Source organism: Paenibacillus sp. FSL K6-2393, from assembly GCF_038002545.1.
Classification (GTDB): domain Bacteria; phylum Bacillota; class Bacilli; order Paenibacillales; family Paenibacillaceae; genus Paenibacillus.
The window spans coordinates 11,652-37,171 of record NZ_JBBOCU010000001.1; the positions used below are offsets into that span (position 1 = coordinate 11,652).

Below are 25,520 nucleotides of genomic sequence, written 5' to 3' on the forward strand. Positions count from 1 at the left end.
AGTCGTCATATTTCCAATATTCACAAAGAAAAAGCAGGAAAATTAGCAGAGTTTAAAGAATAGGTAAGCATAGGATTATGATAGAAAAGATGATAGAATAGAAGTATCCGATCCTGGGTCACAGCGATCATAGATTATATGTATAGATAGATGGATATGCGTTCGATGTTGCATGACAGAAAGCGTTATGAAAGGCAAAACTTATTCCAAGAACGATGCATGTGAAAGGTCGCTTATTGAATAAGAAGCACCTGCAAAGACTGTGGGAGCTATTACGAAACTAGGTGGTAATCTGCGGAATGAAAGAACAATTTTCGAAGTTGTTTGGTTTGGCGGAGCGCAATAACGGAGATGAGATCAAACAGATTCCGGTCAATGAAATTGTGAGCAGCCCATATCAACCCCGTACTATTTTTGATGATGATAAAATTGATGAGTTGTTGCAGACGATCAAAACACATGGCGTAATTCAGCCTATTGTCGTTCGCGTGCGAAATGGATCATATGAGATTATTGCCGGGGAACGTCGCTGGCGTGCAGTTCGAAAACTGGGTTTGGATACGATTCCGGCTATTGTGCGTGAATTCAACGATTCTCAGGCCGCATCCATTGCACTGATTGAGAACTTGCAGCGTGAAGGATTGACTTCAATTGAAGAAGCTGTCGCTTATCAGAAGCTGATCGACTTGCATCAATTGACACAGGAAAGTCTGGCACAACGACTCGGCAAAAGCCAGTCAACCATCGCGAACAAAATTCGATTGTTACAGCTTCCAGAAGGTATTAAGGCTGCATTGATGGAACGAAAAATTTCTGAACGGCATGCAAGAGCATTACTTTCTCTCGATACGGAAGAACTGCAGATGAAGTTGCTCGGTGAGATTATTGAAAAAGAATTGAACGTCAAACAGACAGAGGCGCGTGTTGCCTTTTACAAGGAATCTTCCAAGATCAAAAAATCCAAACGTGTTTCCTTTACCAAGGATGTAAGACTTGCACTTAATACGATTCGCCAATCCATTGATATGGTAACTGGCTCAGGTCTGGACATCAAAACAAAAGAAGCAGACCATGAGGATCATTATGAGATCGTTATCCATATTCCAAAACGCAAATAATTGAAGCTTATGGCGGCAATGGGCCGCTTTTTATGTCTATAAAGCAAGTTAGGTCTGACATTTTTAAAGAACAGTCGGTATATTGATGGAACGGTAGTTGTTGTTTGTGTGGACGATAGCCGCCTGCTTTTTGTTAACAATATCTCACAACCTACAAGAAAAGACTCCTATTTTATTTGAGGTGAAGTAATTGTCTAAGATTATGGCCGTAGCAAATCAAAAGGGCGGTGTGGGGAAAACGACGACATCTGTTAACTTGGGTGCAGGACTGGCTTCACTCGGGAAAAGAGTATTGCTTGTCGATATTGACCCTCAGGGGAATACAACCAGCGGAGTCGGAATCAATAAAGCAGATGTGGCTAATTGTATATATGATGTCATTATTAATGAGGTTCCTCCTCAAGAAGCGATTGTGGAGACTCAGATTGAAGGCCTTCATATCATACCTGCAACGATTCAGCTTGCCGGAGCCGAGATCGAATTGGTGTCCACGATATCACGGGAAGTTCGCTTGAAAAAATCACTCGCCATGGTGAAAAAGAACTATGATTACATACTGATCGATTGTCCACCATCTCTTGGTATGTTAACGATTAATTCGTTGACTGCTTCCGATTCGGTGATCATTCCGATTCAGTGTGAGTATTATGCACTTGAAGGATTAAGCCAGTTGCTTAATACGGTTCGTCTGGTACAGAAACATCTGAATACATCCCTGCAGATTGAAGGGGTATTGCTGACGATGTTTGATGCGCGGACCAATCTGGGAATTCAGGTTATTGAAGAAGTGAAAAAGTATTTTCAACAAAAAGTATATCAAACAATTATTCCGCGTAATGTACGGCTTAGTGAAGCACCATCTCATGGTCAATCCATTATCACGTATGACCCTCGTTCAAGAGGGGCGGAAGTGTATTTAGAGCTCGCAAAGGAAGTGATTTCTTATGAGTAAGCGGCTTGGAAAAGGTCTTGATGCCCTCATTCCTTCGCTTTCAATTAATGACGATGATAAAGTCGTAGAAATCCCGATTAGTCAACTGCGGGCTAACCCCTATCAACCACGTAAAGTATTTGATGAGGGCGCAATACATGAACTGGCTGAGTCCATTCGTCAGCATGGTGTCATACAACCCATTATTGTTCGTCCGGTGTTACGAGGTTATGAGATTATTGCCGGAGAACGACGGTTTAGAGCTTCGCAATATTGTGGTAATGCCACCGTACCGGCTGTAGTCCGTAACTTCAGTGATCAGCAGGTAATGGAGATTGCGTTGATTGAGAACCTGCAGCGGGAGAATCTGAACGCCATGGAAGTTGCGGTTGCTTATCAGGGGTTAATGGATCAATTCGCGTTGACTCAGGAAGAGTTGTCTGTAAAAGTAGGTAAATCACGTTCTCACATTGCTAACTTCTTGCGTCTGTTATCATTGCCAGATGAAGTTAAAGACCATGTTTCACGTGGAACATTATCTATGGGACATGCACGTGCCATCGTGGGTGTTAAAGACGAGGTTATGGTGAAGCAACTGGCCAAACAAACCATTGATCAGCAATGGAGTGTACGTGAGTTGGAGGAAGCTGTTCAACAACTGGATCGTTCCAAAACAGGTGAGGCTAAAGCCAAATCGAAGTTGAAAAAGAAAGATCCATTCATTGATACGTTGGAAGAATCTTTACGTGAACGTTTCAAAACAACAGTGAAAATTAAGCACAATAAAGATAAAGGTAAAATTGAGCTCAACTACTACAGTCAACAGGATCTGGAACGGCTATTGGAATTGTTACAATAACAGTCGGGTCTATGATTCATTAACAACATGCGGGGCTTACTCATGTCATGACATATCGCCTCTGTACCATGGAGAAACGATATGTCATTCTTTGTTTATAGCGTTATATGTGCAATATGTGCAGGCGAATTATTAATTTATGGGACAGAGGTGGTTGTGAGGTGGAGGGAGTTATCTATCTAGATCATGCAGCAACATCTTGGCCCAAACCACCTGCTGTCGGTGATGCGATGTTGAGTGCATTGGAGATTGCCGGAGCTAATCCTGGCAGAGGAAGTCACCGTATGGCTGTTCAGGCAAGTCGTATATTGTTCGAGGCGAGAAAGTCCATATCCAATATCTTTGGAATCAAAAATGCGAATGATATTGCATTCGGATCAAATACGACAGAAGCGCTAAATCTAGCTATTCAAGGCTCGCTCAGAGAGGGCGACCATGTGATTGCCACCATGGCTGAACATAACTCAGTCAGACGACCACTGGAGTACATGAGAAGACTCCGAAATGTAGAGATTGATTATGTACCTGTTGATGCTTCCGGAGCCATTGATCTGATGCAAATGGAACGTATGTTTCGTTCCAATACCAGATTGGTGGTATGTACACATAGTTCGAATCTGCTTGGCAGTATTCTTCCTATTGGAGAAATTTCGCTCCTATGTCGTAAACATCAGGCGATCTTATTGGTAGATGCAGCCCAGAGTGCTGGGGTTATGCCTGTGAATGTACAACAATTGGGCATAGATATGTTGGCTTTTCCAGGGCATAAGGGGCTGCTTGGTCCTCAGGGTACAGGGGGCTTGTACATTGCGCCAGAGCTCGATATAGAGCCTTTACTTCATGGAGGAACAGGAAGTCAGTCAGAAGCTCTGGAGCAGCCAAAGGTGCGTCCTGATCGGTATGAAGCGGGGACGCCGAATACAGTCGGGATCGCAGGGCTGAATGCGGGTGTGAAGCATGTACTTGAGATGACACCCGCGTTCATCTACCAACATGAGTGGGAACTGACCCAACATATAATGGATGGGCTGTCATCCGTTAAGGGGATTCGAATGCTTGGTCCAGAGATTGGACAGCCTCGTACCGGATTAGTATCTTTTACTGTAGATGGGTATGATTCGGCGCAACTCGCCTTCCGATTAGATCGGAATTATGGGATTGCGGTACGCTCCGGTTTTCATTGTACACCGCTTGCACACGAATCTGCTGGTACAACCGCTACCGGAGCAGTAAGGGCCAGTGTGGGATACAATTCAACTAGAGTACATGTGGAAGCACTCGTTAAGGCAGTGTTGGAATTGACTGGGGCAGACTAGATTAGAGTTGAAATGATGAACTCATTTGATACAGGATTGCTTGATTAAGCTTATGGATATCGGGTTGATTTATAATGAATGATAATATTACAGGACAGACGTTAATCTGATCAAAAATATAGAGGGGTAGTTGCAATTACATGGCTGAATTAAACGAGCTGATTCTGGAACAGCTGTTATGGATTATTGGCGGAATGGCATTACTTACGATGATCTTGCTGATTGTGAGTATTGTTCAAGGGGCAAAGTTACGAAAGTTTAAACGTAAATATGAAGCCATGATGGCTGGCAGTGGAGTAGAGGACCTGGAATCGTTGCTGATTAATCTGAAAATTCAGATGGACAGCATTGAGGATGAACACAAACTGCAAACGAATCAGCTGCAAGTTGTCATGCAAAAGCTGACCCGCATTCAAGGTAAAGTTGGCGTGAAAAGATACAATGCTTATGGAGAGCGTGGCAGTGATCTGAGCTTCTCAATGGCCATGATTAATGATAGCCAGGATGGCATGATCCTTACGGGGATATATAACCGTGACGGTTCTTACGTATATGCCAAACCTCTTAAAGGGGGAGAGTCCACGTATACTCTGTCCCCAGAGGAAAAGGAAGCCATTACTCTGGCACAGCAAGCAGAGTAGAACGTGTATGCCATTCCCGAATGGCCGAGTACAGACTACTGGATATAATCTCGGACATGCGCATAACAAGACTGAGCCGTGTGTTCTGTAGAACAAAGTATTCCATAAAGCCGCCGACGTTAACGATACCTGTCAGATGGATATCGCCGACCGGCGGTAATTCTTTATTTACCCCCGCACCCGGCTTGAGTGGACCATTCACAACTTGAATGCATCCCACACTGGATGATTGACCGAGACAGGCGTCAATGCCAATCACATAAGGGTTATGGTGTGTTTTCTGTATGTTGTGGAGTGTATCTTGCAGGTTCATCGCATGGACTGGTTCATCCAAGGTACCATATAGATGGAATAAAGGGCTGTCCCACTTGGAAAGGGCTGATCCGACCAGAGGACCAAGGCAGTCGCCTGTTGAGCGATCTGTGCCGATGCAGACAATCACTACATTTTGCAGAGAATGGGCTTTATAGAGATGGAACATTAACCGATGTGTGATGGCCGAGTGAATACCTGGATCGGTATGGGGGATTTTCAAACTGGTCATGTCTTGTGATGAAAAGGAACGCGAAGTAGGATTCATAGGATCTATCCTTTCCCTTGGAATAGTAGTAACAGTATATGGAAAGGTAGAGCGTTTTATACTTCACGAGGACAAGCTTTTTCTCCAGGGTTGGACGTATGGCGAAAGGAGCCGAACATGGACGAATGGATTAACGATTGGATGCTGATTGCATTTGATTCAACCCAGCAGGCACTGCGTGCTGAAATGCTGCTGGAGTTTGCTGAGATAGAGATTGATTTGTTCCCTACACCAAAAGAAATTACAGCAGGTTGTGCGTTATGTATCCAGTTTCCTAAAGAGGATCTGGAGCGAGTGCAGAAGATCATTCGTAATGAGTTTGTAGAAATCCGAGGCCTCTATTTCAAAACAGAAGACGGCTATGATAACATACCGATGTAGAGGAGGCATGATGAATGTTGTCATTTCAGTTTGCTCAAGGGGAAGAGACCAGTGCTGCCGGTGCTGTAAATGAAGCCCTTCGTTGGACGGATAAAGTCTGGAACAAAATTGCAGATCCCGATATGTGGCTTAACATTATGTTCAGCTCAATCCGGATCATCATTATTTTTATCATCACCCGTATTGTCATTAAGGTAGTATATCGAATTATAGATCGTTCCATGGAACGCAAGCAGGAAGGCAAGATTCGCGTGAATCCGCGCAGATTCGTAACCGTAGGGGAACTGTTGAAAAATGCGACCTCCATAACATGTAATTTCATTATGATTCTGCTACTGTTATCTGAGATCAATATCCAAGTTGGACCGCTACTCGCGAGTGCAGGTGTGCTTGGGCTTGCCATTGGTTTTGGTGCACAGGGTCTGGTCAAGGATGTTATTACCGGTTTCTTCATTATATTGGAGGACCAGTTCGCTGTGGGGGATGTTATTCAGACGGGAACCTACAAGGGAACGGTTGAAGTGATCGGACTTAGAACTACCAAACTGGTCAGCTGGCAGGGTGAGGTGCACATTATCCCAAACGGGGCGATTGCAAGTGTAACGAACTACTCCATGTCGAATTCGCTGGCTGTAGTGGATATCCCAATGAAGGCGGACTTAAGTCTCGATGAGTCGGTACATCTGGTGAAGAAGTCTTTGGTTGGGATTGAAGAGCGTGACCTAAATATTGTGAAGGTGCCGGATGTGCTCGGTATTCAGTCGATGTCTACATCTGAGTATGTGGTGCGAATTGTGGCTGAATGTATGCCTAACTCTCGTGCTTCGGTGGAACGTCAGATTCAGGGCGATGTGAAAAAAACGCTGGAGTATCATGAGATGAGTCATCAAGCAGCATTGGAACAGGCAGCAGCTTTGGAGAAAGATGAGGGGGATGGCACAGGTGGAGCGTAAAAGTTTCCAGCTTGGGGATATCGTGCAGATGAAGAAGCAGCATCCCTGTGGCAGCAATGAGATGGAGATCATTCGAATGGGTATGGATATTCGGATCAAGTGTGTCGGATGTAAGCATAGTGTATTGATTCCTAGAGCAAAATTCGAGAAAAACATGAAGAAAGTATTGCGTTCAGCCGAAGATTCCACTGAATCATGATCATGCAGTGATTCGGGATGCAGTACGCGTAATAACGTTTACATTTAGGCTCCGTAGGAGTGTTGCGTTCTGCAAATGATCATGCTATAATCAATATTGCTGCGGAAAGGTACCCAAGAGGCCCAAGGGGGCTGACTCGAAATCAGTTAGGCGTGTCACAGCGTGCGTGGGTTCGAATCCCACCCTTTCCGCCACTTCAATTGTAATTTACTCAATACACATTGAGTTTAATAAAAAGATCGATAAGAAGACTTTCCATTAGGAAAGTCTTTTTTTGTATAACGTTTTATTGAAAATGTATTGAACACGTATCCATATCAGATGCATCATTAATGACTAAAACGAAAAATAAAGAGCCCCGAAGGGCTCTTTATCCGGCGGTGCATTTGTTTGTTAGGAAACAATCGGTCGTAACAATCAGACACTTGGTGTACTGCACATAGCAATACGCGTGCTTCAGACGAAGGGCCTTACTACACATAACCACTTGCTTCTTAAATTACGTGATGAATCTCCAACAGCGAATGATCGGCTTCGTTGTCCAACGGAACCACACCTCTCTCGTGCACCGCCTAATTGTATTATGTGCTTTAATCCGTTTTATATACATGGATCGTAAAAAAGAATTGCGATTAATGGACACGGGCTTTGGTCAGCTTCTTCCACTTGCGATTATGATTGCTTGTTTCGGGAAAAGCTTCACCTTTTTGCAGCGTTACCCGCTTCGGGTTTTGAATTTCCGTGACAAAGCTTTTTTCCCCAACTTCCGTGTACTCTCCATCGTTTGGTGCTTTATCTCCTGGTTCAAACTCGGTTTTTTCACCCATGACAAAACCTCCTCTGCAGATTATGTTACTTTGTTGCTTCTGTAGTGTGCTCCATAGCCGGGCTGATCATGTGCCAATATGTACAGGGAACGTTTGCTTGCACTTTGACTCGGTATTTGTTATATTAATATAGTTCGAGTTTGTGCTCGTTCCTTGCTCTCAACCTAGATTGAGGGCCAGAGTCCATAAGGAGGTGAAAATTATGCGCAAATATGAAGTGATGTACATTATTCGTCCTGACATTGAGCAAGAAGTTGTTCAAGCTACAGTCGATAAATTCCAAGGCATCATCTCCAACGGCGGTGGTGAAGTTACAGCTCACGACGTTATGGGTAAACGCCGTCTTGCGTATGAGATCAAGAAATTCCGTGATGGTTTTTATGTTCTGGTACATTTCACTGCTGAACCAGCAGTTGTAACTGAACTTGAGCGTCTCATGAAGATTTCTGACGAAGTAATTCGTTATCTCATTACCAACGACGTTAAGTCTGCTTAAGACAACTCGTGATTAACGCACCAATACGCTCTGAAGGAGGGGATTACATTGTTGAACCGTGTCATTCTGATCGGACGGTTAACCCGGGATCCTGAGTTGCGTTACACTCCAGCAGGAGTAGCAGTTACGCAATTTACTTTGGCAGTGGACAGACCGTTTACAAGCCAAGGGGGAGAAAAGGAAGCCGATTTCATTCCGGTCGTAACCTGGAGACAGCTTGCCGAGACCTGTGCAAACTACTTGCGCAAAGGACGCCTGGCTGCAGTCGAAGGACGCATTCAAGTACGGAACTACGAGAATAACGAAGGAAAACGTGTATACGTGACCGAAGTTATTGCCGATAATGTCCGTTTCTTGGAGTCAGCTAACCGTGATAATAGCGGTGGCGGCGGTGGGCAACCAATGCGTGAAGAGCCTTCTTATGGAGGCGGCGGACGCGCGAACAATAACAATAATTCGCGTAGCAACAATCAGGATCCTTTTTCCGATGACGGAAAACCGATTGATATATCGGATGATGATTTGCCATTTTAACATGAGCTGATACTCTTAGGAGATATGGGTTACATGATAGGAAAGGACTGAAAAGCATGGGCTTCAAGCAAAGAGAAGGCGGAGACAACGATAAAAGACCGGCACGTCGTGGCGGCCGTAATAAACGTCGTAAAGTGTGCTTCTTCACAGCTAACAAAATTACTCACATCGATTATAAAGATACGGACTTGCTTCGTAAATTTATCAGCGAACGTGGAAAAATTTTGCCACGCCGTGTAACAGGTACTAGCGCTAAATATCAACGCATGCTGACGATTGCAATCAAACGCTCCCGTCAAATCGCATTATTGCCATACACAACTGAGTAGTTTTTACTCAGCTTGCATACGAAGCAGTCGGCTTATAGCCGGCTGCTTTTTTGTATATATCAATAGAAGTAATAGAAATAACAGATCCACTCTAACAAATGGAAGAATTCAATACGATGGTGATAGAAGCATTCAAGGCTCAAATGAATTATAATAGAGTCTAACCTATTGAAAAGGTTCATGCAGCAGGAATAGCTGTTTATTTCAGAATAAACACCAGGAGTGGATATGAATACATCAAAACGTAAAGGCAAACAGAGAAAAAAGAGCAGTCTGAAAACCTGGATTATAGCTACTCTTTTACTTTCCATTATATATGTATGGTTACAGCAAAAAGGTGATATAGATAATATGTGGCCCGGGACAACAATCCAAGAAGCTCTGCCAATCACCGGCCTACATCCTGTGGTAGCAGAGAATGAGAAATTATTGGTACGTAAGGCAGCGAGACGTGGAATAGAGATTGTTATCACCCACGGCTACCGAAGTTCCGAGGAGCAAGATGCACTATTTAACCAAGGACGCTCAAGTGCAGGCAATATCGTTACTAATGCGCGTGGTGGTGAGTCATATCATAACTACGGATTAGCAATTGATTTTGCATTGAGGACGCCTGACGGTGATGTGGTGTGGGATATGGAACGTGATGATAACGGGAATGGTAAGGCAGACTGGATGGAAGTTGTGGATCTCGCCAAAGAGTTAGGTTTCACTTGGGGTGGAGACTGGGCAAACTTCCCGGACTATCCTCACTTGCAGATGGATTTTGGCTTGAGTATCAATGAGTTAAAACGTGGTAAAAGACCTCCTGATTCTCAGTAAAGGGTACTTTATATACATTTAAATGAATAAATATTAGATAAGCTCTGCATTTTGCAGGGCTTTTTTCTTTCTTTTGTAAAATAAATGATAAAAGATGACAATTTGGTCTTTACATTAGCAAATAAATAAAACTATACTAGATTAACTAGATTTTTTACTCTGATCGCACATATTATTTCAATTGTTAAGCATAACGGCTCTGGTTCAATAAAATTCAGCTATGGATCGAGATATAATCACCACTCATATATGTAACATTTACCTCACGCAAAATTAAGAATGTCTACTTAAATTAAAGCATACACATACATTAGATGTAACTACTATGTTATGTATATGTTATTTTGACTAATTGCCTATGTACACCTCACAGCTAAAAACAAGATAACACCTCTCAAAATCCCTGCTATATGCCTTTATAGTATTACTAATATCCAAATCTGTAGTATAAAAAACATTTATACCAAAAATCTCAAAATAAGCATTGACGTTAGCTAAAATTACACGTATGATTACATTAATTATTTTGATGTATAATTCCGCTAGGAATTATCAACATTAATTGACCAATGGTCTAAATATAAGTCTCTTAAACTTGTTTCTCCTAACAATTTGGTATTTTGTATAAGCTATTGTTCGTTATCTTCAAGAACTTGGAAATATACAGTGGATGCATTCCTCTACACACGAATACAATCTACGGAAATTATGGGGTTAGGGTGATTGATTTGAATACAGAGCTATTGGAAGTCAGAAATCTAACAACATCATTCAGAATTGAAGATGACTATTATGCAGCAGTGGATCACGTTAACCTTAAGGTGAAGAAAAATGAAGTGTTGGCGATTGTAGGTGAATCCGGGTCAGGTAAAAGTGCTTTTGCATTCTCTCTTATGGGTTTGCATAACAAAGCAAAAATCGAAGGCCAGATTCTCTATAAAGGACAAGATATTGCCAACATCTCCCCAAACAAGTTAAACAAGCTACGCGGTAAAGAAATGGGCATGATTTTTCAGGACCCATTGTCCGCACTAAATCCTCTAATGATTATTGGTGAACAGATTGAAGAGATTCTCACACTTCATCAGTCCAAACTGTCTTCCAGAGAGAAGAGAGAAAAGGTCATTCACTTATTGAATCAGGTAGGGATTCCACGTCCCGAACAAATATACAAGCAGTATCCCCACGAACTATCTGGTGGTATGAGACAGAGAATTGTTATTGCCATTGCGATTGCCAACAAACCGGAACTACTCATAGCCGATGAACCAACGACGGCGCTTGACGTTACGATTCAACTACAGATTCTGGAGCTGATCCGTGATCTGAAGAATGAAATTAACGCAGGCATTATTCTGATTACACATGATTTGGGTGTCGTAGCTGAGATGGCTGATCGCGTTGCAGTTATGTATGCAGGCGAAATTGTTGAAATCGCAGATATCTTCACATTGATGAACGATGCGAAGCATCCATATACCCGCTCACTGTTGAACTCTATTCCCACCCTGTCTGAAGAAAGATCCAAATTACATGTCATACAAGGTATCGTACCATCACTCAAAAATCTTCCTCGCAAAGGGTGCAGATTCAAAGCCCGAATTCCATGGATTAGTGAATCGGCTCATGAAGAGAACCCACAGATGCATGAAATTGCACCAGGTCACTTTGTACGGTGTACCTGTTACCAGCACTTTCATTTCCCTGACCAAAGCTGAGGAGGAATAACATAATGGCATTACTCGAAGTAGAAGGGCTCAAGATACACTTTCCGATTCGCGGTGGATTGCTTAAACGGGAAATTGGCAGTGTAAAGGCTGTTGATGATGTTAGCTTCTCCATTGAACAAGGACAGACCTATGGTCTCGTTGGCGAATCAGGGTCAGGCAAAACAACAACAGGCAGAGCCATTATTGGGCTAAACCATGTCACTGACGGAAAGATTCTGTTTAACGGCAAAAATCTGGCTACGGAGCGACGTAAGAACAGGCAGCTTCAGCGGGATGTACAAATGATTTTTCAAGACCCATACTCATCACTGAATCCAAAGAAGCGTGTTATCGATATCATCGCTGAGCCGTTCCGTAACTATGAGCGTCTGACAGCTACCGAGGAGAAAAGACAAGTAAGAGAATTACTTGAAAAGGTTGGCCTGAGTCCGGAATCCATCTACAAATATCCGCATGAATTCTCAGGCGGGCAGCGTCAACGGATTGGCATTGCACGGGCTATTGCACTGAAGCCGAAGCTAATTATCGCTGATGAACCTGTATCTGCACTGGATGTATCCGTACAGGCCCAGGTACTCAACTTCATGCAGGAAATTCAAAAAGAACTGAATCTGACGTATCTGTTCATCAGTCACGATCTGGGCATCATCCGCCATATGTGTGATGAGATTGGAATTATGTATAAAGGTCGATATGTGGAACAGGGCACTACGAATGATATTTTTGAAAATCCACAACACATCTATACCAAACGTCTTATTGCAGCCATACCGGATATGGACCCAACCAAGCGTGAGGAAATGATAGCTTTCCGTCAGCAGATTAAGTCCGAGTATGAACATTCATACCGTAATTTCTTTGATGAGGAAGGACTTGCTTACTCGCTCCAATCCATTTCCAATACTCACCGAGTAGCTCTACCTCAGAAAGGTTGAAGGTCATATGTGGAAAACAATAGTACGCAGAATTATCATAATGATTCCTCAGGTTTTTTTGCTCAGTCTCTTGGTCTTTCTGATGGCCAAGGCTATGCCGGGGGATGCACTTACCGGACTGCTTGATCCAAGTATCGATCCGAAAGCACTGGATGAACAACGTGAGCGACTCGGACTAAACAATCCATGGTATGTGCAATATTGGGACTGGATTAGGAATGCAGCTGTCGGAGATTTTGGACAATCTTTCCGCTTCAAAATGCCGGTTACGGATCTGATTGGCCAGCGGATTGCCAATACATTCTGGCTCGCTTTGGCCACACTCGTCTTAACGTATCTCATTGCTATCCCACTCGGAATTATCAGTGGTCGTTACAACGACACTTGGTCTGACCGACTGATTACAGGATACACGTACTTGGGATTTGCAGCACCGCTGTTCATATTCGCACTGGTGATGGTTTGGGTCTTAGGATTCCATTTTGGATGGTTCCCAACAGGAGGAAGCGTGGCACCGGGTCTTACTCCTGGAACATTCGATTATGTCGTAAGCAAGATACACCATCTGCTACTGCCAGCACTATCAATGGCGTTGATTTCCACCGTTTCGACGGTACAGTACCTGCGTAGCGAGATTATCGACATCAAGCATAAAGAATTCGTTCTTACCGCGAGAGCCAAAGGCGCTTCGGAGTCCCGCATATACAACAGACATATCCTTAGGAACTCCTTGTTGCCAATTGCTGCATTTTTCGGATATGAGATTACCGGATTGATCGGCGGTACTATATTTATTGAGAGTATATTCAGCTATCCGGGTATGGGACAGTTGTTCCTGAATTCCATCTCTTTAAGGGATTTCAGTGTGGTTACCGCACTTGTACTCTTATACGGGATAGCTACCATTCTGGGATCATTGCTGTCTGATATCATTCTAGGATTAGTCGATCCGCGTATTCGCATTAAGTAAGAACTTGAAGATTTCGGGGTGAAAACAAGATGAGCAAGACCAATGATGTTGTTGTAACTTCACAGAAGGTTGATAAAAGCCCCTCTAGCTTGAATATATTGTGGAGAGAGCTGGTTAGAGATAAGGTTGCCTTGGTTTCCCTCATATTCTTGGGGCTTGTTATCCTCCTTGTATATGGGACTTCCATAATCTTAGATCAGGATGAAATCGTTAAGGTAGACTTGTTTGCCTTATATGAACCACCTTCTGCACAATACTGGCTAGGCACGGATTACGGAGGCCGGGATGTATTTGGCCAACTAGTCATTGGGACACGTAACTCGTTAAGCATTGGTATCCTAGTAACTGTTATGACGGGAATTATCGGTATCCTTGTTGGGGTTCTGTCTGGTTATTTCGGTGGAATGATTGATAACCTGTTTATGCGGATCGTAGACTTTTTCATGATTCTTCCGTTCCTGATGATGGTTATCGCATTTGTCACAGCCGTACCTAAGTACAACATTGTTTCATTTTCATTGATCATGACAGCCTTCTTATGGATGGGAATAGCCAGATTGATTCGCTCAAAGGCATTGCAAGAGAGTGAACTCGAGTATGTCAAAGCGTCCAAAACACTCGGTTCTTCCCACTTTAAAATTGTTGTCTCGCAGGTTCTTCCGAACTTGAGTTCAATCATTATCGTAACGATGACATTGAATCTCGCTTCCAATATCGGCCTTGAATCCGGGTTGTCTTTTCTGGGATTTGGTTTTCCGGAAAGTACACCCAGTCTTGGAACACTCGTAAGTTATGCACGTAATCCGCAAACCCTGGAGTCCAGATGGTGGATATGGCTACCCGCATCGGTACTGATTCTGGTATTGATGTTGAGTATAAATAATGTCGGTCAAGCCCTAAAGCGTGCGACTGATGCAAGACAAAGAAGAGGTTAAAAAAAGGGAGGAAAGGTTCATGAAAAAGGGATTATTTTCACGGGGACTATTTTTCACGATGATGTTGGTCTTTGTATTGGTGCTCGCAGCGTGCTCTGAGAAAGAAGCAGCTACTCCAGCTCCAGCTTCCAACACAGAAGAGGGAAAAACGGAGGAAAAACCTGCTAATGAAGAGGGCGTTTACTCCATTGAAGACTTCAACAATGTCAAAACGAATGAGGGTACTGCGATCGAGGGTGGATCGATTACATTCGGACTTGTATCGGATACTGCTTTTGAAGGTACACTGAACTTTAACTTCTATTCCGGTAACCCGGATGCTCAGGTTCTTCAATGGTTCGATGAAGGCTTGCTGACTTGGGATAAAGACTATGTATACACCAATGATGGTGCTGCAACATATGAGACTTCCGAAGATGGCAAAACGTTCACACTGACCATTCGTGACAATGTAAACTGGCATGATGGCAAGCCGGTAACGGCTGAAGATCTGCAGTTTGCTTATGAAGTTATTGGTAACAAAGCGTATGATGGTCCACGTTACGACTCCAACTTCACTAGTGTAGTAGGTATGGACGAGTATCATGCTGGAAAAGCAAAAACAATCTCTGGTATTAAAGTGCTGAGCGACAAACAAATCAGCATTACGTATAAAGAATCTACTCCGTCCCTGCTGACAGGTGGCGTATGGACGTATCCACTGGCTAAACATATCTTCGGAGATATGGATGTAGCAAAAATGTCTTCTTCCAAAGAAGTACGTGAAAAACCAATTGGTTTTGGTCCATTTAAAGTGGATGTTATCACTCCAGGTGAGTCTGTAACTTTTGTTAAAAACGATGACTACTGGCGTGGGGCTCCAAAACTGGATGGTGTAACTCTGAAAGTTATCAACCCGACAACGGTTGTTCAAGAACTGAAATCTGGCGGGGTAGATCTCGTGGATGCATTCCCGACAGATCAATATAAAGACAATGCTAACCTGTCTAACGTAGAATTCCTGGGTGCAATCGATCGTGCTTATACGTACATCGGTTTCAAACTGGGTACGTGGGATGAAGAGAACGGAAAAGTTAAAAGCAATGCTGAAGCAAAAATGGGAGATAAAAACTTGCGTAAAGCAATGTGGATGGCTGTAGATAACGATCAAGTGGGTAAACGTTTCTATAATGGTCTGCGTTGGAACGCAACAACCCTGATTCCACCGTCTCATCCAGAATTCCATGATGCCAGCAATCCGGGTGTAACGTATGATCCAGAAGCAGCGAAAGCATTGCTCGACGAAGCTGGTTACAAACTGGATGGTGAATTCCGTACCAATCCGGATGGATCACCACTCGAAATCAACTTTGTATCCATGACTGGTGGCGACACAGCTGAACCATTGGCACGTTATTACGTTCAATCATGGGCAGCTATTGGTTTGAAAGTAAACCTGGAAATGGTTGAATTCAACAACTTCTATGACCGTGTAGGTAACACAGGTAAAGATGATCCGAACATTGATGTGTATCAAGCCGCATGGGGCGTTGGTATTGACGTAGATCCATCTGGTCTGTATGGCCGCGATGCACTCTACAACTTCTCCAGATTCTCCAGCGAAGAGAATGACAAATTGCTGGCACAAGGTATCTCTGCTGAAGCATTTGATGTAGACAAGCGTAAAGAAATCTACAATCAATGGCAGCAATACATGGTAGATGAAGTTCCTGTATTCCCTACACTGTATCGTGCAGTTGTAGCACCAGTTAACAAACGTGTAATGAACTATGCGATTGGTGATGGAACAGGCGTTTACCTGAGCGACCTGCAAGTTAATGCAGACAAAGCGGTTGTAGCTGAGTAACACATTCTTAAATTAGCAGCTGTAAGGATTGGGGTCCTTTAAGAAGTCGGTTGCTAGATTATAATGAAGATTTCTCCTGGGAGATTGAACTAAAGTGTCTTTCAAAACATGGATTCTGTACACTCTGGCATGGGTGTACGGAGTTCATGTTTTTTTTGTAACCAAAAAATAAAAAAAATTTAACTTTTTTTCAAAAAAGTGCAGACAAAATGCCTCTTCACTTCGTCTATATAGGTAAGAGGTGATCATTTTATGAAAAAATGGTGGAAACGGGCAGGTATGCTGCTGGCTCTGCTGCTCATTATATATTTGGGTGTGAAACCGGACATGCTGGTAGGCAAACCGGGAATTAAAGCTGAATCTGCAGTATTAATGGATATGAACTCTGAACAGATCTTAATGGATTTTAACGGCTCCGAAGAAATTGCTCCGGCAGGCGTCAGTAAGTTGATGACAGAACTGTTAGTGATGGAGGCCGTGATCAATGGTGATATAAGCTGGAATGATCTTGTGAATGTGAGTCTATATGCTAGCTCCGTTGGGGGCAGTCAATTGACCCTGAAACAGGGAGAGCAATTCACCGTTCAGGAGTTGTTCGAGATCGTAGCTGTCTATTCAGCCAATGATGCAACAGTTGCTCTGGCTGAACATATCAGTGGTACAGAGCAGAAGTTCGTGCAACAGATGAATCAGAAAGCAACTCAGATTGGGCTGTCTGAGGATACACAATTCACGAATTCAACGGGCCTCAGTGAAAAGCTGCTTGGTCCTAACCGTCCGATGGATATACAAGGGCAGACCTTAATGACGGCTATAGATGCATGCAAGCTTGCGCGATATCTGCTGAATAACCATCCCGAGATTTTAAGAATTTCCAGTCAAATGCAAGTATCAATGCACCAAAAAGGGATGTACATGAGCAACACGAACTGGATGTTGTCCTCCATTGGTGGGCCATATGCTTACGATGGGAATGACGGATTGAAGACCGGGTATGATGAAGATTCCGGATATCATTTTGTGGGGACAGCTGAACGTGATGGCAAAAGACTGATATCAGTTGTATTTGGAACAGATACTCGTGAAGGGCGTTTTGTGGAGACTCGGAAGTTGTTCAACTATGGGTTTTCGGGCTCAAAATGAGAGGGCGTACATAGGCATCATCAAAGAGACCTTCAGGACGCCAATGATCCACCTGTCAAACAAACCGAGTCAGACCAGATTATTGAAGCATTACGCAAGCGTTAGTACATTAGATAAGATATGAGGGCTGTCCGCAGGTGCGATTGAACCTGTGGCAACTCTATTTTATCGAATCAGAGGTAAATTGATCCATATAACCATATTATTAAATTGACATATGGTTTTCTTTTGTTTTAAAATGACCAGTGAGTCATTATTATTCAACTCGGTTTAATATATATGTACCAAACCAACTGTACGATACTGAATTTACGATCTGATCGGGAGGTAAAATGTGATGCAAAAACAAATGAAATGGCCGCTAATCCTGTTTGCCATAGGAGTATTTATGGCTGCGCTGGATAACGGGATCATCACCTCTTCACTGACCACTTTAAATGCATCATTTGGTGTGTCGCCAACATGGGGAGCTTGGACGATTACGCTTTACACGCTTGGGCTTGCGGTGAGTGTACCTATTGCGGGCAAACTGTCGGACCGTTATGGTCGCAAGAAACTATTTCTGATTGAAGTGGCGTTGTTTGGGATCGGGTCCCTGCTCGTCGCGCTGAGCACATCGTTTACCTTTTTCCTGATTGCTCGTGTCATTCAAGCTTTGGGCGGCGGGGGGATCTTTATCATTGCCAGCTCATACGTATTAAGCAAGTTCCCGGCGGAGCGTCAGGGTACAGCTTTGGGTCTGCTCGGAGGTATGAATGGTGTTGCCGCTATTTTGGGACCCAATGTCGGTGCTTTTATACTGGATCTTACTGGCAACTGGCATTGGTTATTCCTGATCAATGTACCTATCGCTATTCTGCTATTCATAGCAGGTATTCGATTCATTCAGGAAGAGCAGGAACTGAATCGTGCAGCAGTGGACTGGAGCGGTATTGCTGTCCTAACGTTGGGTGTACTCAGCTTAATGTATAGCTTCAGCAATCTGGACGGTGTGAACATGCTTCAAAGCCTGGGATCACCGATGTTCTACGGCTTTTTCTTGGCAGGTGTGATCATTCTGGTGCTCTTTTACTTCATGGAAAAAAGGCTGGAAGGATCTGAACGTGAACCTGTTGTATCGACACAGCTTCTGGGCATTGCGTCCTTTCGCTGGACGCTGTTAATTGCCTTTTTCTCCGGAGCCATTCTGGCCTCGGTGATCTTTATTCCAGGTTTTGTTGAACAATATCTTGGCGTATCCAATACGGCTTCCGGGTACTGGTTCACTCCGCTCGCGCTGGCATCCGGCATCGGGGCAGGTGGAGGTGGATACCTCGTTGACCGCAAAGGGCCAATCTGGACGTTATCGGTTGCGGGGCTGCTATCTGCCATTGGATTCCTGCTGTTCCCGCTATGGGTGGAGCATATCTGGCAATTTGTCATCGCGAGTACACTCGTAGGTATCGGTTTCGGCATGATGCTGGGTGCGCCAGTTAACGTACTTGTCACAGAACAGGCGGGGGAGAACAACAAAGGCATCGCGGTAGCGACCAGCTCGTTATTCCGCCAGATGGCGATGGCTATTGCACCTACCATTTTTGCCGGATTCCTGGCACGTTCTTTCATTAACCTGGGGTCCAACATTCAGGCAGGGTTCGCTGACAAAGGAATTCAGGTGCCGCCCGAGATGCTACAACAATATGCCTCGGGAGGGGCATCAGGGAGTGATGTCTCCAGTCTGACAGAGGGCCTGTCCCAGATTCCTGATGAAGGTATCCGTGATGTGTTGCTCCAGGCAGTGCATCAAACGACAGGGCAGGGTTACAATGGCCTTTTCTGGTCTGCGGTGGTATTCAGTGTGCTTACGTTGGTAGCTGCGCTTATAACGGGACGTCTGCGTCAAAAAGAGAAGAGCCAACATGTGGAAAGTGTGTCCACGAACGGATAGGATCGCATGTGAAAATGAAGAGAACAGTGTACCTTTTGAAACTAAAAAGGAGTCGCTGTTCTTTTCAATTTAACCGGATTGTAACTTTTCTTGCTCCTGCAATGATTACAATAGAACGAGCGTAAGCGGTGTCTTGATTCCAGAGAGAGAAAACTTCAGTGAACACCGAGTCACAAGGCATCCCAGACGTTTAATTGGTATTATATAAGTTGAACGAATCGTTACACTTCATCACTGCGAGTTCAGAATAACCTTCCGATCGCTGTTATCCCCAGATTTTTTTTAAATTACCTTATTCAAAAGGTAAAAATCCGTTGATAAAGGCGAAGCGTGTGCTTTCGATGCAGCTTTCTTTCAGAAAGCTTTTAGCTACACTTCTTCAGGTTTTTTCTGACCTCTCCGTTATTAGTGTAAATATTAGATGAAACTTATATAGTAGGCAGTATCATTTTGACAGTGAAGAAGGAATCAATGGATGAAAAGCAGAACTAAAGATAAGAAGAAGAAAAGAAGAAAAGGCCTATATATAACGCTCGTTTCACTTGTTGTTTTGTTAATCGGAGGTTATTTGTTCCGTCAGCAACTGGCTGTAGCGGCATTTGATCTGTTTCTCGCCGGTTCGGTAGAAGATCAGTTATCCCGTTCTTATGTACCGCAAGAAGGCAACAATACGCCTGATCCAACGGTATATCGTAAGGAACCTTTCTCCGTGTTACTGCTCGGTTCGGACAAACGAGCCTATGAGAAGACGCGCGGACGTTCGGATACGGTTATCTATGCTGTAGTACGTCCCAAGGAATCCCGCGTGCTTCTGGTATCCATTCCACGTGATACGTATGTGCAGATTGTGGGACGGGATGCTAACAAGGACGGCGTAGATGATTATGATAAGCTGGCGCATGCCTATGCTTTTGGTGGGGAGAATATGTCCATCAATACCGTGGAGAAATTTCTTGATGCTGATGTGGGTTACTATGCAACGATCAACTTCGACGGAATCAAAAAAGTGGTTGATGCGCTTGGTGGTGTAAAACTGCCAATTGATGAGGACATTGTAAACAAGAACCCGGATCATGTGCAATTCACGATTGAAGGCGGTAAGCCGATCTATGACGGGCAGGAAGCACTGTATTATGTAAGATATCGTGAGGATAGCGATTTTAATCGTACCAAGCGGCAGCAGATTTTCTTGAACGCGATGGCGAATGAGATGCTGAATTTGAATCAAATCGCCAAAATCCCGGAATTGATTCAGATCATGGGAGACAGCTTCCAGACGGATATGCGAGCTTCTTTCATTATTGATCTGGCTAAACAAGTGCTTACTCAGGAGAAACCGCAGATTTCAAGCTTCACCATTCTGGGTGAGGGGATGAAAAAAGACGGTATCTATTATGGTCAGGCTGACGAGAAAGATGTCCATTATGCCAAAGAGCTGATTAACAACTGGATGGATCAATCGACCCCAGCCGGTGAAGTAATGATCCCTGACCGGCAAAAGATTGAATAACCAATTCCATACCAATGATGTGTTGTAGACCACAATCAGCAGTACGTTTATTCGCGGGCTGCTGTTTTTTTTCTTTGTAGTGAGAACTATTATCCTTTTGGAACATCCTGCGTTCTGATCCGTATAATATAAGTTGAGCGAGATAAGTTGAACGAAGAAATTCACAAGGAGGATACACAAGGGTATGAACATCGCATTTTTTTTGCTACCCAAACAAGAGGTTACGTGCGTGACGTCGGATTCTACGCTGCGGCAAACGTTGGAACGGATGGAATATCATCGTTTTACAGCGGTACCCATTTTGAATAAAGAGGGCAAATATATTGGTACGGTTACCGAAGGCGACTTACTGTGGTATATGAAGAATGCCGAGGGAAAGATTTCATTTGAAAACGCTTCAAAGTTCTTGCTCAAGGACGTTCCCCTTCGCTTGGATATTAAACCCGTATCCATTGATGCCAACATGGAGGACCTGATTAATCTGGCTAAAGTTCAGAACTTTGTTCCTGTGGTCGATGATATGGAACGGTTCATTGGTATTGTCAGACGGAGTCAGATTATTGAGTACTGCGAGGGCATTGTAGCCAAAGAATCGATCAAGGCTAAGTAAGGCTGTTACGAATTTAAACATTATTGTGTCATTAGGGATAATCACAGCCGTCCGGTATCATGTTAAACTTAAGAAGTCCTGAACCAAGGGCACATTCGAAGTTTTTTACAAATATATAGGTCGATAGGATGTACGGAGGACTCCGCATAAGTACCTGACATCAGTTTCGGAGAACTTCTCCGCTTTTTGGGGTAATTTTGCGGGCCCTCTTTTTATGCTATAATCGAGAATAAAGCTTTTTCGGGGGAGAGTGACTTTCGCCAAATGCCTAAAGAACTGGATGTAGCCAAACGCGCTAAAGTGATTGAATGGCTGAAAACCGAAGTGCTTGATCAGGTATCCCGATTATTCAAGGCGTTATGGGAAGGCAGTACAACTCGAATCGGGGACAGTCTTGCCAGTTTGATTATGAGTAGTTACATATTGGGCCGCAGGCTCGGTATTCCTTTCAAGGATCTGGATGCACTGCTAGTTGAGAAGTTGAAAAAGCATAAACAGGAAGGTCACCAGCTTGAAGACTGGTACCAGGATATTTCCTCGCTAGAAGATCATATGCGTAAGAGGTGAATTTGTTGAAATTTAGCTTTAAATCAGCTGTTTGGAGCGCAGTTTATCTGCTCTTGCTACTTTCGCTGTTAACTCCTTTATCGGTACTTGCCATATTTTTTATGATGATTCCGGGAGTTATTTTGTATGCTTCATTATCTTTAAAATCATTTATATGGCATCTCGTGCCCGTAGCCGTTATTTTGGTCGTATTCCACCCCATCTATCTGTTACTATTACTCATCTTTACCCTGCCTGCGATCGTTATGGGTCACGCGTATAAAACACGCAAATCGGCCCTGTTCGCCCTGATGGCGGGAAGTGGCATGATGTTGGCAGAATACTTGTTGTTGCTCTTGGTCGGCAGTGTCATTTTCCAATTCGACCTGTCCAGTTATATTGAAGATGTGGTCAAATTGACCATTGAACCGTTAACCAATACATCGAATCAGATGATCAACGGGTTTGCATGGACACCTGAGATGACCGAGGATGTTGCCAAACAAACACAGCTTATGATTCCGTTTGCTCTCGTTGTTACATCGATGGTAATGGCCTTTATTACACACGCCATTGCTCGTCCGATTCTGAACGTGATGGGTGTGGTGGTATCGAAACTTCCACCAGCGAGAGAATGGCGTATGCCGCGTGCGTTGATCTGGTATTATTTCCTCGCACTGTTGATTGAAGTGATCTCCAGACAAAGTGATGGAACATACTGGACTATGATTGCTATGAATCTGTCCCCGTTAATTAATCTGGGCTTCATGATTCAAGCGATCGGTTTCTTCTTCTTTCTCTCACATACAAAGAAATGGAATCCGGTTATACCATATTTCCTGGCGGCTGCGGTCTTCTTCATTGGTCCGCTTCGGATTATCGGAATTATCGATCTGGCGTTCCCGCTTCGTGAGGCAATATCGAAATCAAAACGATAGGGTGATGAGTCATGCCTAAATTTCTGAAGAAACGCTGGCACGGCTACTATACCGTATGGGCGTTCATACTGCTGCTGTTGCTCGTTATGTTCGTTACCATTTATAACTGGACGCTTGGTTTGATTAGTCTGATACTGGCTTCGGCGCTGGGAATCGTCATGATTAAGGCGGAGCTCGCGTTCCGCCGTGAGCTTAACGACTACATTAATGGCCTGTCTATTCGGATCAAACGGATGGAGGGGGAAGCGGTCAGCATGCTTCCATTCGGAATTGTGCTGTACAGCGAAGATCGTACGGTAGAGTGGCATAACCGCTTTGTCGCGGAGATGTTCCAGGAGAAGACAATGGTGGGTAATCCGCTACTTAATTTGTTTCCCAAACTTCCTCAGCCTAAAGAGAAGAAGGATGGGACGAAGGAACATTCATCCAAGGAGTTGCATGACGAATTCCAGTTGGATGATCGGCATTATGGAGTTATTCATAACCCGCAGGAGCGGTATGTATATGTATACGAGATTACAGAGCTAGCCATTCTTCGTGATAAATATGAAAATGAACGCCTTGCATTGGGAATTCTCGTTCTTGATAATCTGGACGAGGCTGCCCAAGGCATGGACGATCAACAGCGTACAGCGCTGATTGCCCGTGTGACTAGCGAGATTACGTCATGGGCCAAGCGGTACGAAGTGTACCTGCGCCGTCTGTCTTCTGATCGTTATCTGTTGATGTTGAATCATAAGTCTTTGCAGGAACTGGAGCAGAGCCGATTTGTCATTTTGGATGAAGTTCGGGAGATGACTGCTGACCTCAAAGTGCCAATGACACTCAGTGTCGGACTGGCGTTTGGATCGGATAGCATCAGCGAGATGGGAGAACTGGCACAGTCCAGTCTGGACATGGCGCTTGGACGTGGTGGTGATCAGGCTGCCGTGAAGTCCGGACAACGCCTGTCTTTCTATGGCGGCAAGTCTAACGCAGTGGAGAAACGGACACGGGTAAGAGCCCGCGTTATTGCGCACGCGCTGCGTGATCTCATGCAGGAGAGCGATCGGGTGCTCATCATGGGGCACAAAATTCCGGATATGGACGCGATCGGCGCATCCATCGGAGTGTGGAAAGCGGCCAGTCTGTACAATGTGGAAGCACGGATTGTTTTGGATGGAATTAATCCATCGATTGAACGCATGATGGAGCAAGTGAACAAGGATGAGAAGTTGTCCAAAGCATTTGTATCACCGGAACAGGCAACCCAGATGATGACCGAGCACACGTTGCTGGTTGTAGTGGATACCCATAAGGCCTCCATGACCATGGAACCGAAACTGGTACAGTCTGCTACCCGTGTCGTAGTTGTGGATCACCATCGCCGGGGCGAAGAGTTCATCAATGACGCAGTGTTGATCTATCTGGAACCTTATGCGTCTTCTGCTGCCGAATTGGTAACCGAACTCTTGCAATACATTCATGACAAGGTACAATTCACTCCGCTAGAAGCTACGGCTCTACTTGCCGGGATTACGGTGGATACGAAGCATTTTGCACTGCACACGGGGTCCAGAACGTTCGAAGCGGCAGGCTTCTTGCGCCGTAGCGGTGCGGACACCATTATGATCCAGCGGTTGATGAAAGAGGATCTGTCAGAATATATTGCTAAGGCAGAAATCATAAAGCATGCTAAAATGGTATACGGGAACATTGCGCTGGCGGTCACAGACCCTGGCAGCAAGATTTCACAGATGATGATCGCCCAGGTGGCGGACACATTGCTGAACATGACTGACGTGGTCGCTTCATTTGTGATTAGTGAGCGTCCGGATGGACTGATTGGCATCAGCGCGAGATCGCTGGGGCGCATGAATGTTCAGGTTGTCATGGAACGACTGGGCGGTGGCGGACATTTGACGAATGCTGCCGTGCAGCTTGAAGGAACGCTTGGAGAGGCAGAAAAACGGCTGACGAACGTACTGGCTGAAATCGAAAAGGAAGAGGGGCTGTTCGAATGAAAGTCATTTTTATAAAAGATATGAAGGGTCAAGGCAAGAAAGGGCAAGTGAAAGAAGTATCTGAGGGTTACGCACAGAACTTCCTATTGCCACGGGGAATCGCACGTCTGGCAACGGACGGCAACATGAAGACACTGGATAACCAGAAGGCAGCTGAAGAAAGAATCAAGCAGGAAGAGAAAACGGAAGCGGAAGCACTTGCGAAAAAGCTGGAAGCAGAAGTGACTGAACTGAAAGCCAAGTCCGGCGAAGGTGGTCGTCTGTTCGGCGCCATTACCAGCAAACAAATCGCAGAAGCTTTGTCTAAAAAGGGTCTGAAAGTAGACAAACGCAAAATTGAGCTGGACGAGCCTATTCGTACACTCGGCGTAACACAAGTAACTGTCAAGGTTCACCCTGAAGTGAAGGCAACCTTGAAGGTACAGGTAACGGAAGAGTAAG

General features: G+C 44.3%; 27 protein-coding genes and 1 tRNA gene. 26 read left to right on the forward strand and 2 right to left on the reverse strand.

Features of this window, described 5'->3' with window-relative positions; genetic code table 11:
• Positions 1-299: 299 nt before the first annotated feature.
• The 5 genes from noc to MHI14_RS00075 all read left to right on the forward strand — a co-directional run bounded on the left by noc (position 300) and on the right by MHI14_RS00075 (position 4,865).
• A complete protein-coding gene (gene noc, locus MHI14_RS00055; RefSeq protein WP_062836524.1) occupies positions 300-1,118 on the forward strand; it encodes a nucleoid occlusion protein in 819 nt (272 codons plus the stop codon).
• 190 nt (positions 1,119-1,308) lie between these two features.
• Positions 1,309-2,070 (forward strand): ParA family protein, encoded by a 762-nt coding sequence (locus MHI14_RS00060; protein ID WP_024629525.1) that lies wholly within the window; start codon positions 1,309-1,311, stop codon positions 2,068-2,070.
• Positions 2,063-2,908 (forward strand): ParB/RepB/Spo0J family partition protein, encoded by an 846-nt coding sequence (locus MHI14_RS00065; protein WP_091035230.1) that lies wholly within the window; start codon positions 2,063-2,065, stop codon positions 2,906-2,908. Before MHI14_RS00060 ends, MHI14_RS00065 begins: the two co-directional genes overlap by 8 nt.
• Positions 2,909-3,069: 161 nt before the next feature.
• Positions 3,070-4,224, forward strand: a complete 1,155-nt coding sequence (locus MHI14_RS00070; RefSeq protein ID WP_341129651.1) for an aminotransferase class V-fold PLP-dependent enzyme — start codon at positions 3,070-3,072, stop codon at positions 4,222-4,224.
• Between the two features lie 140 nt (positions 4,225-4,364).
• Complete coding sequence (locus tag MHI14_RS00075) at positions 4,365-4,865, forward strand: DUF4446 family protein (RefSeq protein ID WP_091035235.1); 501 nt, start codon at positions 4,365-4,367, stop codon at positions 4,863-4,865.
• Here the strand turns inward: MHI14_RS00075 and yyaC are convergent.
• A complete protein-coding gene (gene yyaC / locus MHI14_RS00080) occupies positions 4,840-5,445 on the reverse strand; it encodes a spore protease YyaC (protein WP_036611957.1) in 606 nt (201 codons plus the stop codon). The genes MHI14_RS00075 and yyaC overlap by 26 nt on opposite strands.
• A gap of 117 nt (positions 5,446-5,562) precedes the next feature.
• On the opposite strand from yyaC, the gene MHI14_RS00085 reads away from it, so the two are divergent.
• The 4 genes from MHI14_RS00085 to MHI14_RS00100 all read left to right on the forward strand — a co-directional run bounded on the left by MHI14_RS00085 (position 5,563) and on the right by MHI14_RS00100 (position 7,172).
• The gene (locus MHI14_RS00085; protein ID WP_341129652.1) at positions 5,563-5,826 is read left to right on the forward strand and encodes a DUF3343 domain-containing protein; all 264 of its coding nucleotides are present in this window, start codon (positions 5,563-5,565) and stop codon (positions 5,824-5,826) included.
• Positions 5,827-5,840: 14 nt separating this feature from the next.
• The gene (locus tag MHI14_RS00090) at positions 5,841-6,779 is read left to right on the forward strand and encodes a mechanosensitive ion channel family protein (RefSeq protein ID WP_341129653.1); all 939 of its coding nucleotides are present in this window, start codon (positions 5,841-5,843) and stop codon (positions 6,777-6,779) included.
• Positions 6,769-6,978 carry a DUF951 domain-containing protein gene (locus MHI14_RS00095; RefSeq protein WP_036611950.1) on the forward strand — a complete coding sequence of 70 codons (210 nt, stop codon included), beginning with the start codon at positions 6,769-6,771 and terminating at the stop codon, positions 6,976-6,978. Before MHI14_RS00090 ends, MHI14_RS00095 begins: the two co-directional genes overlap by 11 nt.
• A 103-nt stretch (positions 6,979-7,081) precedes the next feature.
• A tRNA-Ser gene (locus MHI14_RS00100) sits at positions 7,082-7,172 on the forward strand.
• A gap of 438 nt (positions 7,173-7,610) precedes the next feature.
• Here the strand turns inward: MHI14_RS00100 and MHI14_RS00105 are convergent.
• Entirely contained in the window at positions 7,611-7,805 is a 195-nt protein-coding gene (locus MHI14_RS00105; RefSeq protein ID WP_036671877.1) for a YjzC family protein, read from the reverse strand.
• A gap of 202 nt (positions 7,806-8,007) precedes the next feature.
• On the opposite strand from MHI14_RS00105, the gene rpsF reads away from it, so the two are divergent.
• The 17 genes from rpsF to rplI all read left to right on the forward strand — a co-directional run bounded on the left by rpsF (position 8,008) and on the right by rplI (position 25,519).
• The gene (rpsF, locus tag MHI14_RS00110; protein WP_036611944.1) at positions 8,008-8,301 is read left to right on the forward strand and encodes a 30S ribosomal protein S6; all 294 of its coding nucleotides are present in this window, start codon (positions 8,008-8,010) and stop codon (positions 8,299-8,301) included.
• Between the two features lie 48 nt (positions 8,302-8,349).
• Positions 8,350-8,835, forward strand: a complete 486-nt coding sequence (gene ssb, locus MHI14_RS00115; RefSeq protein ID WP_017691432.1) for a single-stranded DNA-binding protein — start codon at positions 8,350-8,352, stop codon at positions 8,833-8,835.
• A gap of 56 nt (positions 8,836-8,891) precedes the next feature.
• A complete protein-coding gene (gene rpsR / locus MHI14_RS00120; protein WP_017691433.1) occupies positions 8,892-9,164 on the forward strand; it encodes a 30S ribosomal protein S18 in 273 nt (90 codons plus the stop codon).
• Between the two features lie 228 nt (positions 9,165-9,392).
• A complete protein-coding gene (locus tag MHI14_RS00125; RefSeq protein ID WP_341129654.1) occupies positions 9,393-9,986 on the forward strand; it encodes a M15 family metallopeptidase in 594 nt (197 codons plus the stop codon).
• Positions 9,987-10,714: 728 nt separating this feature from the next.
• Entirely contained in the window at positions 10,715-11,704 is a 990-nt protein-coding gene (locus tag MHI14_RS00130) for an ABC transporter ATP-binding protein (protein ID WP_091036480.1), read from the forward strand.
• 14 nt (positions 11,705-11,718) lie between these two features.
• On the forward strand, positions 11,719-12,651 hold the full coding sequence (locus MHI14_RS00135; protein WP_091035246.1) for an ABC transporter ATP-binding protein: 933 nt from the start codon (positions 11,719-11,721) through the stop codon (positions 12,649-12,651).
• A 7-nt stretch (positions 12,652-12,658) separates the two neighbouring features.
• On the forward strand, positions 12,659-13,621 hold the full coding sequence (opp4B, locus tag MHI14_RS00140; RefSeq protein ID WP_341129655.1) for an oligopeptide ABC transporter permease: 963 nt from the start codon (positions 12,659-12,661) through the stop codon (positions 13,619-13,621).
• A gap of 29 nt (positions 13,622-13,650) precedes the next feature.
• Complete coding sequence (locus tag MHI14_RS00145) at positions 13,651-14,556, forward strand: ABC transporter permease (RefSeq protein ID WP_091035253.1); 906 nt, start codon at positions 13,651-13,653, stop codon at positions 14,554-14,556.
• Positions 14,557-14,575: 19 nt separating this feature from the next.
• Positions 14,576-16,402, forward strand: a complete 1,827-nt coding sequence (locus tag MHI14_RS00150; RefSeq protein ID WP_341129656.1) for an oligopeptide ABC transporter substrate-binding protein — start codon at positions 14,576-14,578, stop codon at positions 16,400-16,402.
• 252 nt (positions 16,403-16,654) lie between these two features.
• On the forward strand, positions 16,655-17,545 hold the full coding sequence (locus MHI14_RS00155) for a D-alanyl-D-alanine carboxypeptidase family protein (RefSeq protein WP_091035257.1): 891 nt from the start codon (positions 16,655-16,657) through the stop codon (positions 17,543-17,545).
• A gap of 337 nt (positions 17,546-17,882) precedes the next feature.
• Entirely contained in the window at positions 17,883-19,472 is a 1,590-nt protein-coding gene (locus MHI14_RS00160) for an MFS transporter (protein WP_341129657.1), read from the forward strand.
• 475 nt (positions 19,473-19,947) lie between these two features.
• Complete coding sequence (locus MHI14_RS00165; RefSeq protein ID WP_341129658.1) at positions 19,948-20,982, forward strand: LCP family protein; 1,035 nt, start codon at positions 19,948-19,950, stop codon at positions 20,980-20,982.
• A 184-nt stretch (positions 20,983-21,166) separates the two neighbouring features.
• The gene (locus MHI14_RS00170) at positions 21,167-21,592 is read left to right on the forward strand and encodes a CBS domain-containing protein (RefSeq protein ID WP_062836539.1); all 426 of its coding nucleotides are present in this window, start codon (positions 21,167-21,169) and stop codon (positions 21,590-21,592) included.
• Between the two features lie 264 nt (positions 21,593-21,856).
• Positions 21,857-22,159: a MazG-like family protein gene (locus MHI14_RS00175; protein ID WP_036611930.1), complete on the forward strand. Its 303-nt coding sequence runs from the start codon at positions 21,857-21,859 to the stop codon at positions 22,157-22,159.
• A complete protein-coding gene (locus tag MHI14_RS00180) occupies positions 22,156-23,076 on the forward strand; it encodes a DUF2232 domain-containing protein (RefSeq protein ID WP_243391271.1) in 921 nt (306 codons plus the stop codon). Before MHI14_RS00175 ends, MHI14_RS00180 begins: the two co-directional genes overlap by 4 nt.
• Positions 23,077-23,087: 11 nt before the next feature.
• On the forward strand, positions 23,088-25,079 hold the full coding sequence (locus MHI14_RS00185; protein WP_076252179.1) for a DHH family phosphoesterase: 1,992 nt from the start codon (positions 23,088-23,090) through the stop codon (positions 25,077-25,079).
• The gene (rplI, locus tag MHI14_RS00190) at positions 25,076-25,519 is read left to right on the forward strand and encodes a 50S ribosomal protein L9 (RefSeq protein WP_133386402.1); all 444 of its coding nucleotides are present in this window, start codon (positions 25,076-25,078) and stop codon (positions 25,517-25,519) included. The genes MHI14_RS00185 and rplI overlap by 4 nt, the downstream gene beginning before the upstream one ends.
• The last annotated feature ends 1 nt before the right edge of the window (position 25,520 follow it).

Excerpts from the sequence above, each read along its gene's own strand:
- noc (WP_062836524.1), top strand. The coding sequence starts at position 300 with ATGAAAGAACAATTTTCGAAGTTGTTTGGTTTGGCGGAGCGCAATAAC.
- MHI14_RS00065 (WP_091035230.1), top strand. The coding sequence starts at position 2,063 with ATGAGTAAGCGGCTTGGAAAAGGTCTTGATGCCCTCATTCCTTCGCTT.
- MHI14_RS00075 (WP_091035235.1), top strand. The coding sequence starts at position 4,365 with ATGGCTGAATTAAACGAGCTGATTCTGGAACAGCTGTTATGGATTATT.
- yyaC (WP_036611957.1), bottom strand. The coding sequence starts at position 5,445 with ATGAATCCTACTTCGCGTTCCTTTTCATCACAAGACATGACCAGTTTG.
- MHI14_RS00085 (WP_341129652.1), top strand. The coding sequence starts at position 5,563 with ATGGACGAATGGATTAACGATTGGATGCTGATTGCATTTGATTCAACC.
- MHI14_RS00090 (WP_341129653.1), top strand. The coding sequence starts at position 5,841 with ATGTTGTCATTTCAGTTTGCTCAAGGGGAAGAGACCAGTGCTGCCGGT.
- MHI14_RS00105 (WP_036671877.1), bottom strand. The coding sequence starts at position 7,805 with ATGGGTGAAAAAACCGAGTTTGAACCAGGAGATAAAGCACCAAACGAT.
- rpsF (WP_036611944.1), top strand. The coding sequence starts at position 8,008 with ATGCGCAAATATGAAGTGATGTACATTATTCGTCCTGACATTGAGCAA.
- rpsR (WP_017691433.1), top strand. The coding sequence starts at position 8,892 with ATGGGCTTCAAGCAAAGAGAAGGCGGAGACAACGATAAAAGACCGGCA.
- MHI14_RS00125 (WP_341129654.1), top strand. The coding sequence starts at position 9,393 with ATGAATACATCAAAACGTAAAGGCAAACAGAGAAAAAAGAGCAGTCTG.
- MHI14_RS00135 (WP_091035246.1), top strand. The coding sequence starts at position 11,719 with ATGGCATTACTCGAAGTAGAAGGGCTCAAGATACACTTTCCGATTCGC.
- opp4B (WP_341129655.1), top strand. The coding sequence starts at position 12,659 with ATGTGGAAAACAATAGTACGCAGAATTATCATAATGATTCCTCAGGTT.
- MHI14_RS00145 (WP_091035253.1), top strand. The coding sequence starts at position 13,651 with ATGAGCAAGACCAATGATGTTGTTGTAACTTCACAGAAGGTTGATAAA.
- MHI14_RS00150 (WP_341129656.1), top strand. The coding sequence starts at position 14,576 with ATGAAAAAGGGATTATTTTCACGGGGACTATTTTTCACGATGATGTTG.
- MHI14_RS00155 (WP_091035257.1), top strand. The coding sequence starts at position 16,655 with ATGAAAAAATGGTGGAAACGGGCAGGTATGCTGCTGGCTCTGCTGCTC.
- MHI14_RS00160 (WP_341129657.1), top strand. The coding sequence starts at position 17,883 with ATGCAAAAACAAATGAAATGGCCGCTAATCCTGTTTGCCATAGGAGTA.
- MHI14_RS00165 (WP_341129658.1), top strand. The coding sequence starts at position 19,948 with ATGAAAAGCAGAACTAAAGATAAGAAGAAGAAAAGAAGAAAAGGCCTA.
- MHI14_RS00170 (WP_062836539.1), top strand. The coding sequence starts at position 21,167 with ATGAACATCGCATTTTTTTTGCTACCCAAACAAGAGGTTACGTGCGTG.
- MHI14_RS00175 (WP_036611930.1), top strand. The coding sequence starts at position 21,857 with ATGCCTAAAGAACTGGATGTAGCCAAACGCGCTAAAGTGATTGAATGG.
- MHI14_RS00185 (WP_076252179.1), top strand. The coding sequence starts at position 23,088 with ATGCCTAAATTTCTGAAGAAACGCTGGCACGGCTACTATACCGTATGG.
- rplI (WP_133386402.1), top strand. The coding sequence starts at position 25,076 with ATGAAAGTCATTTTTATAAAAGATATGAAGGGTCAAGGCAAGAAAGGG.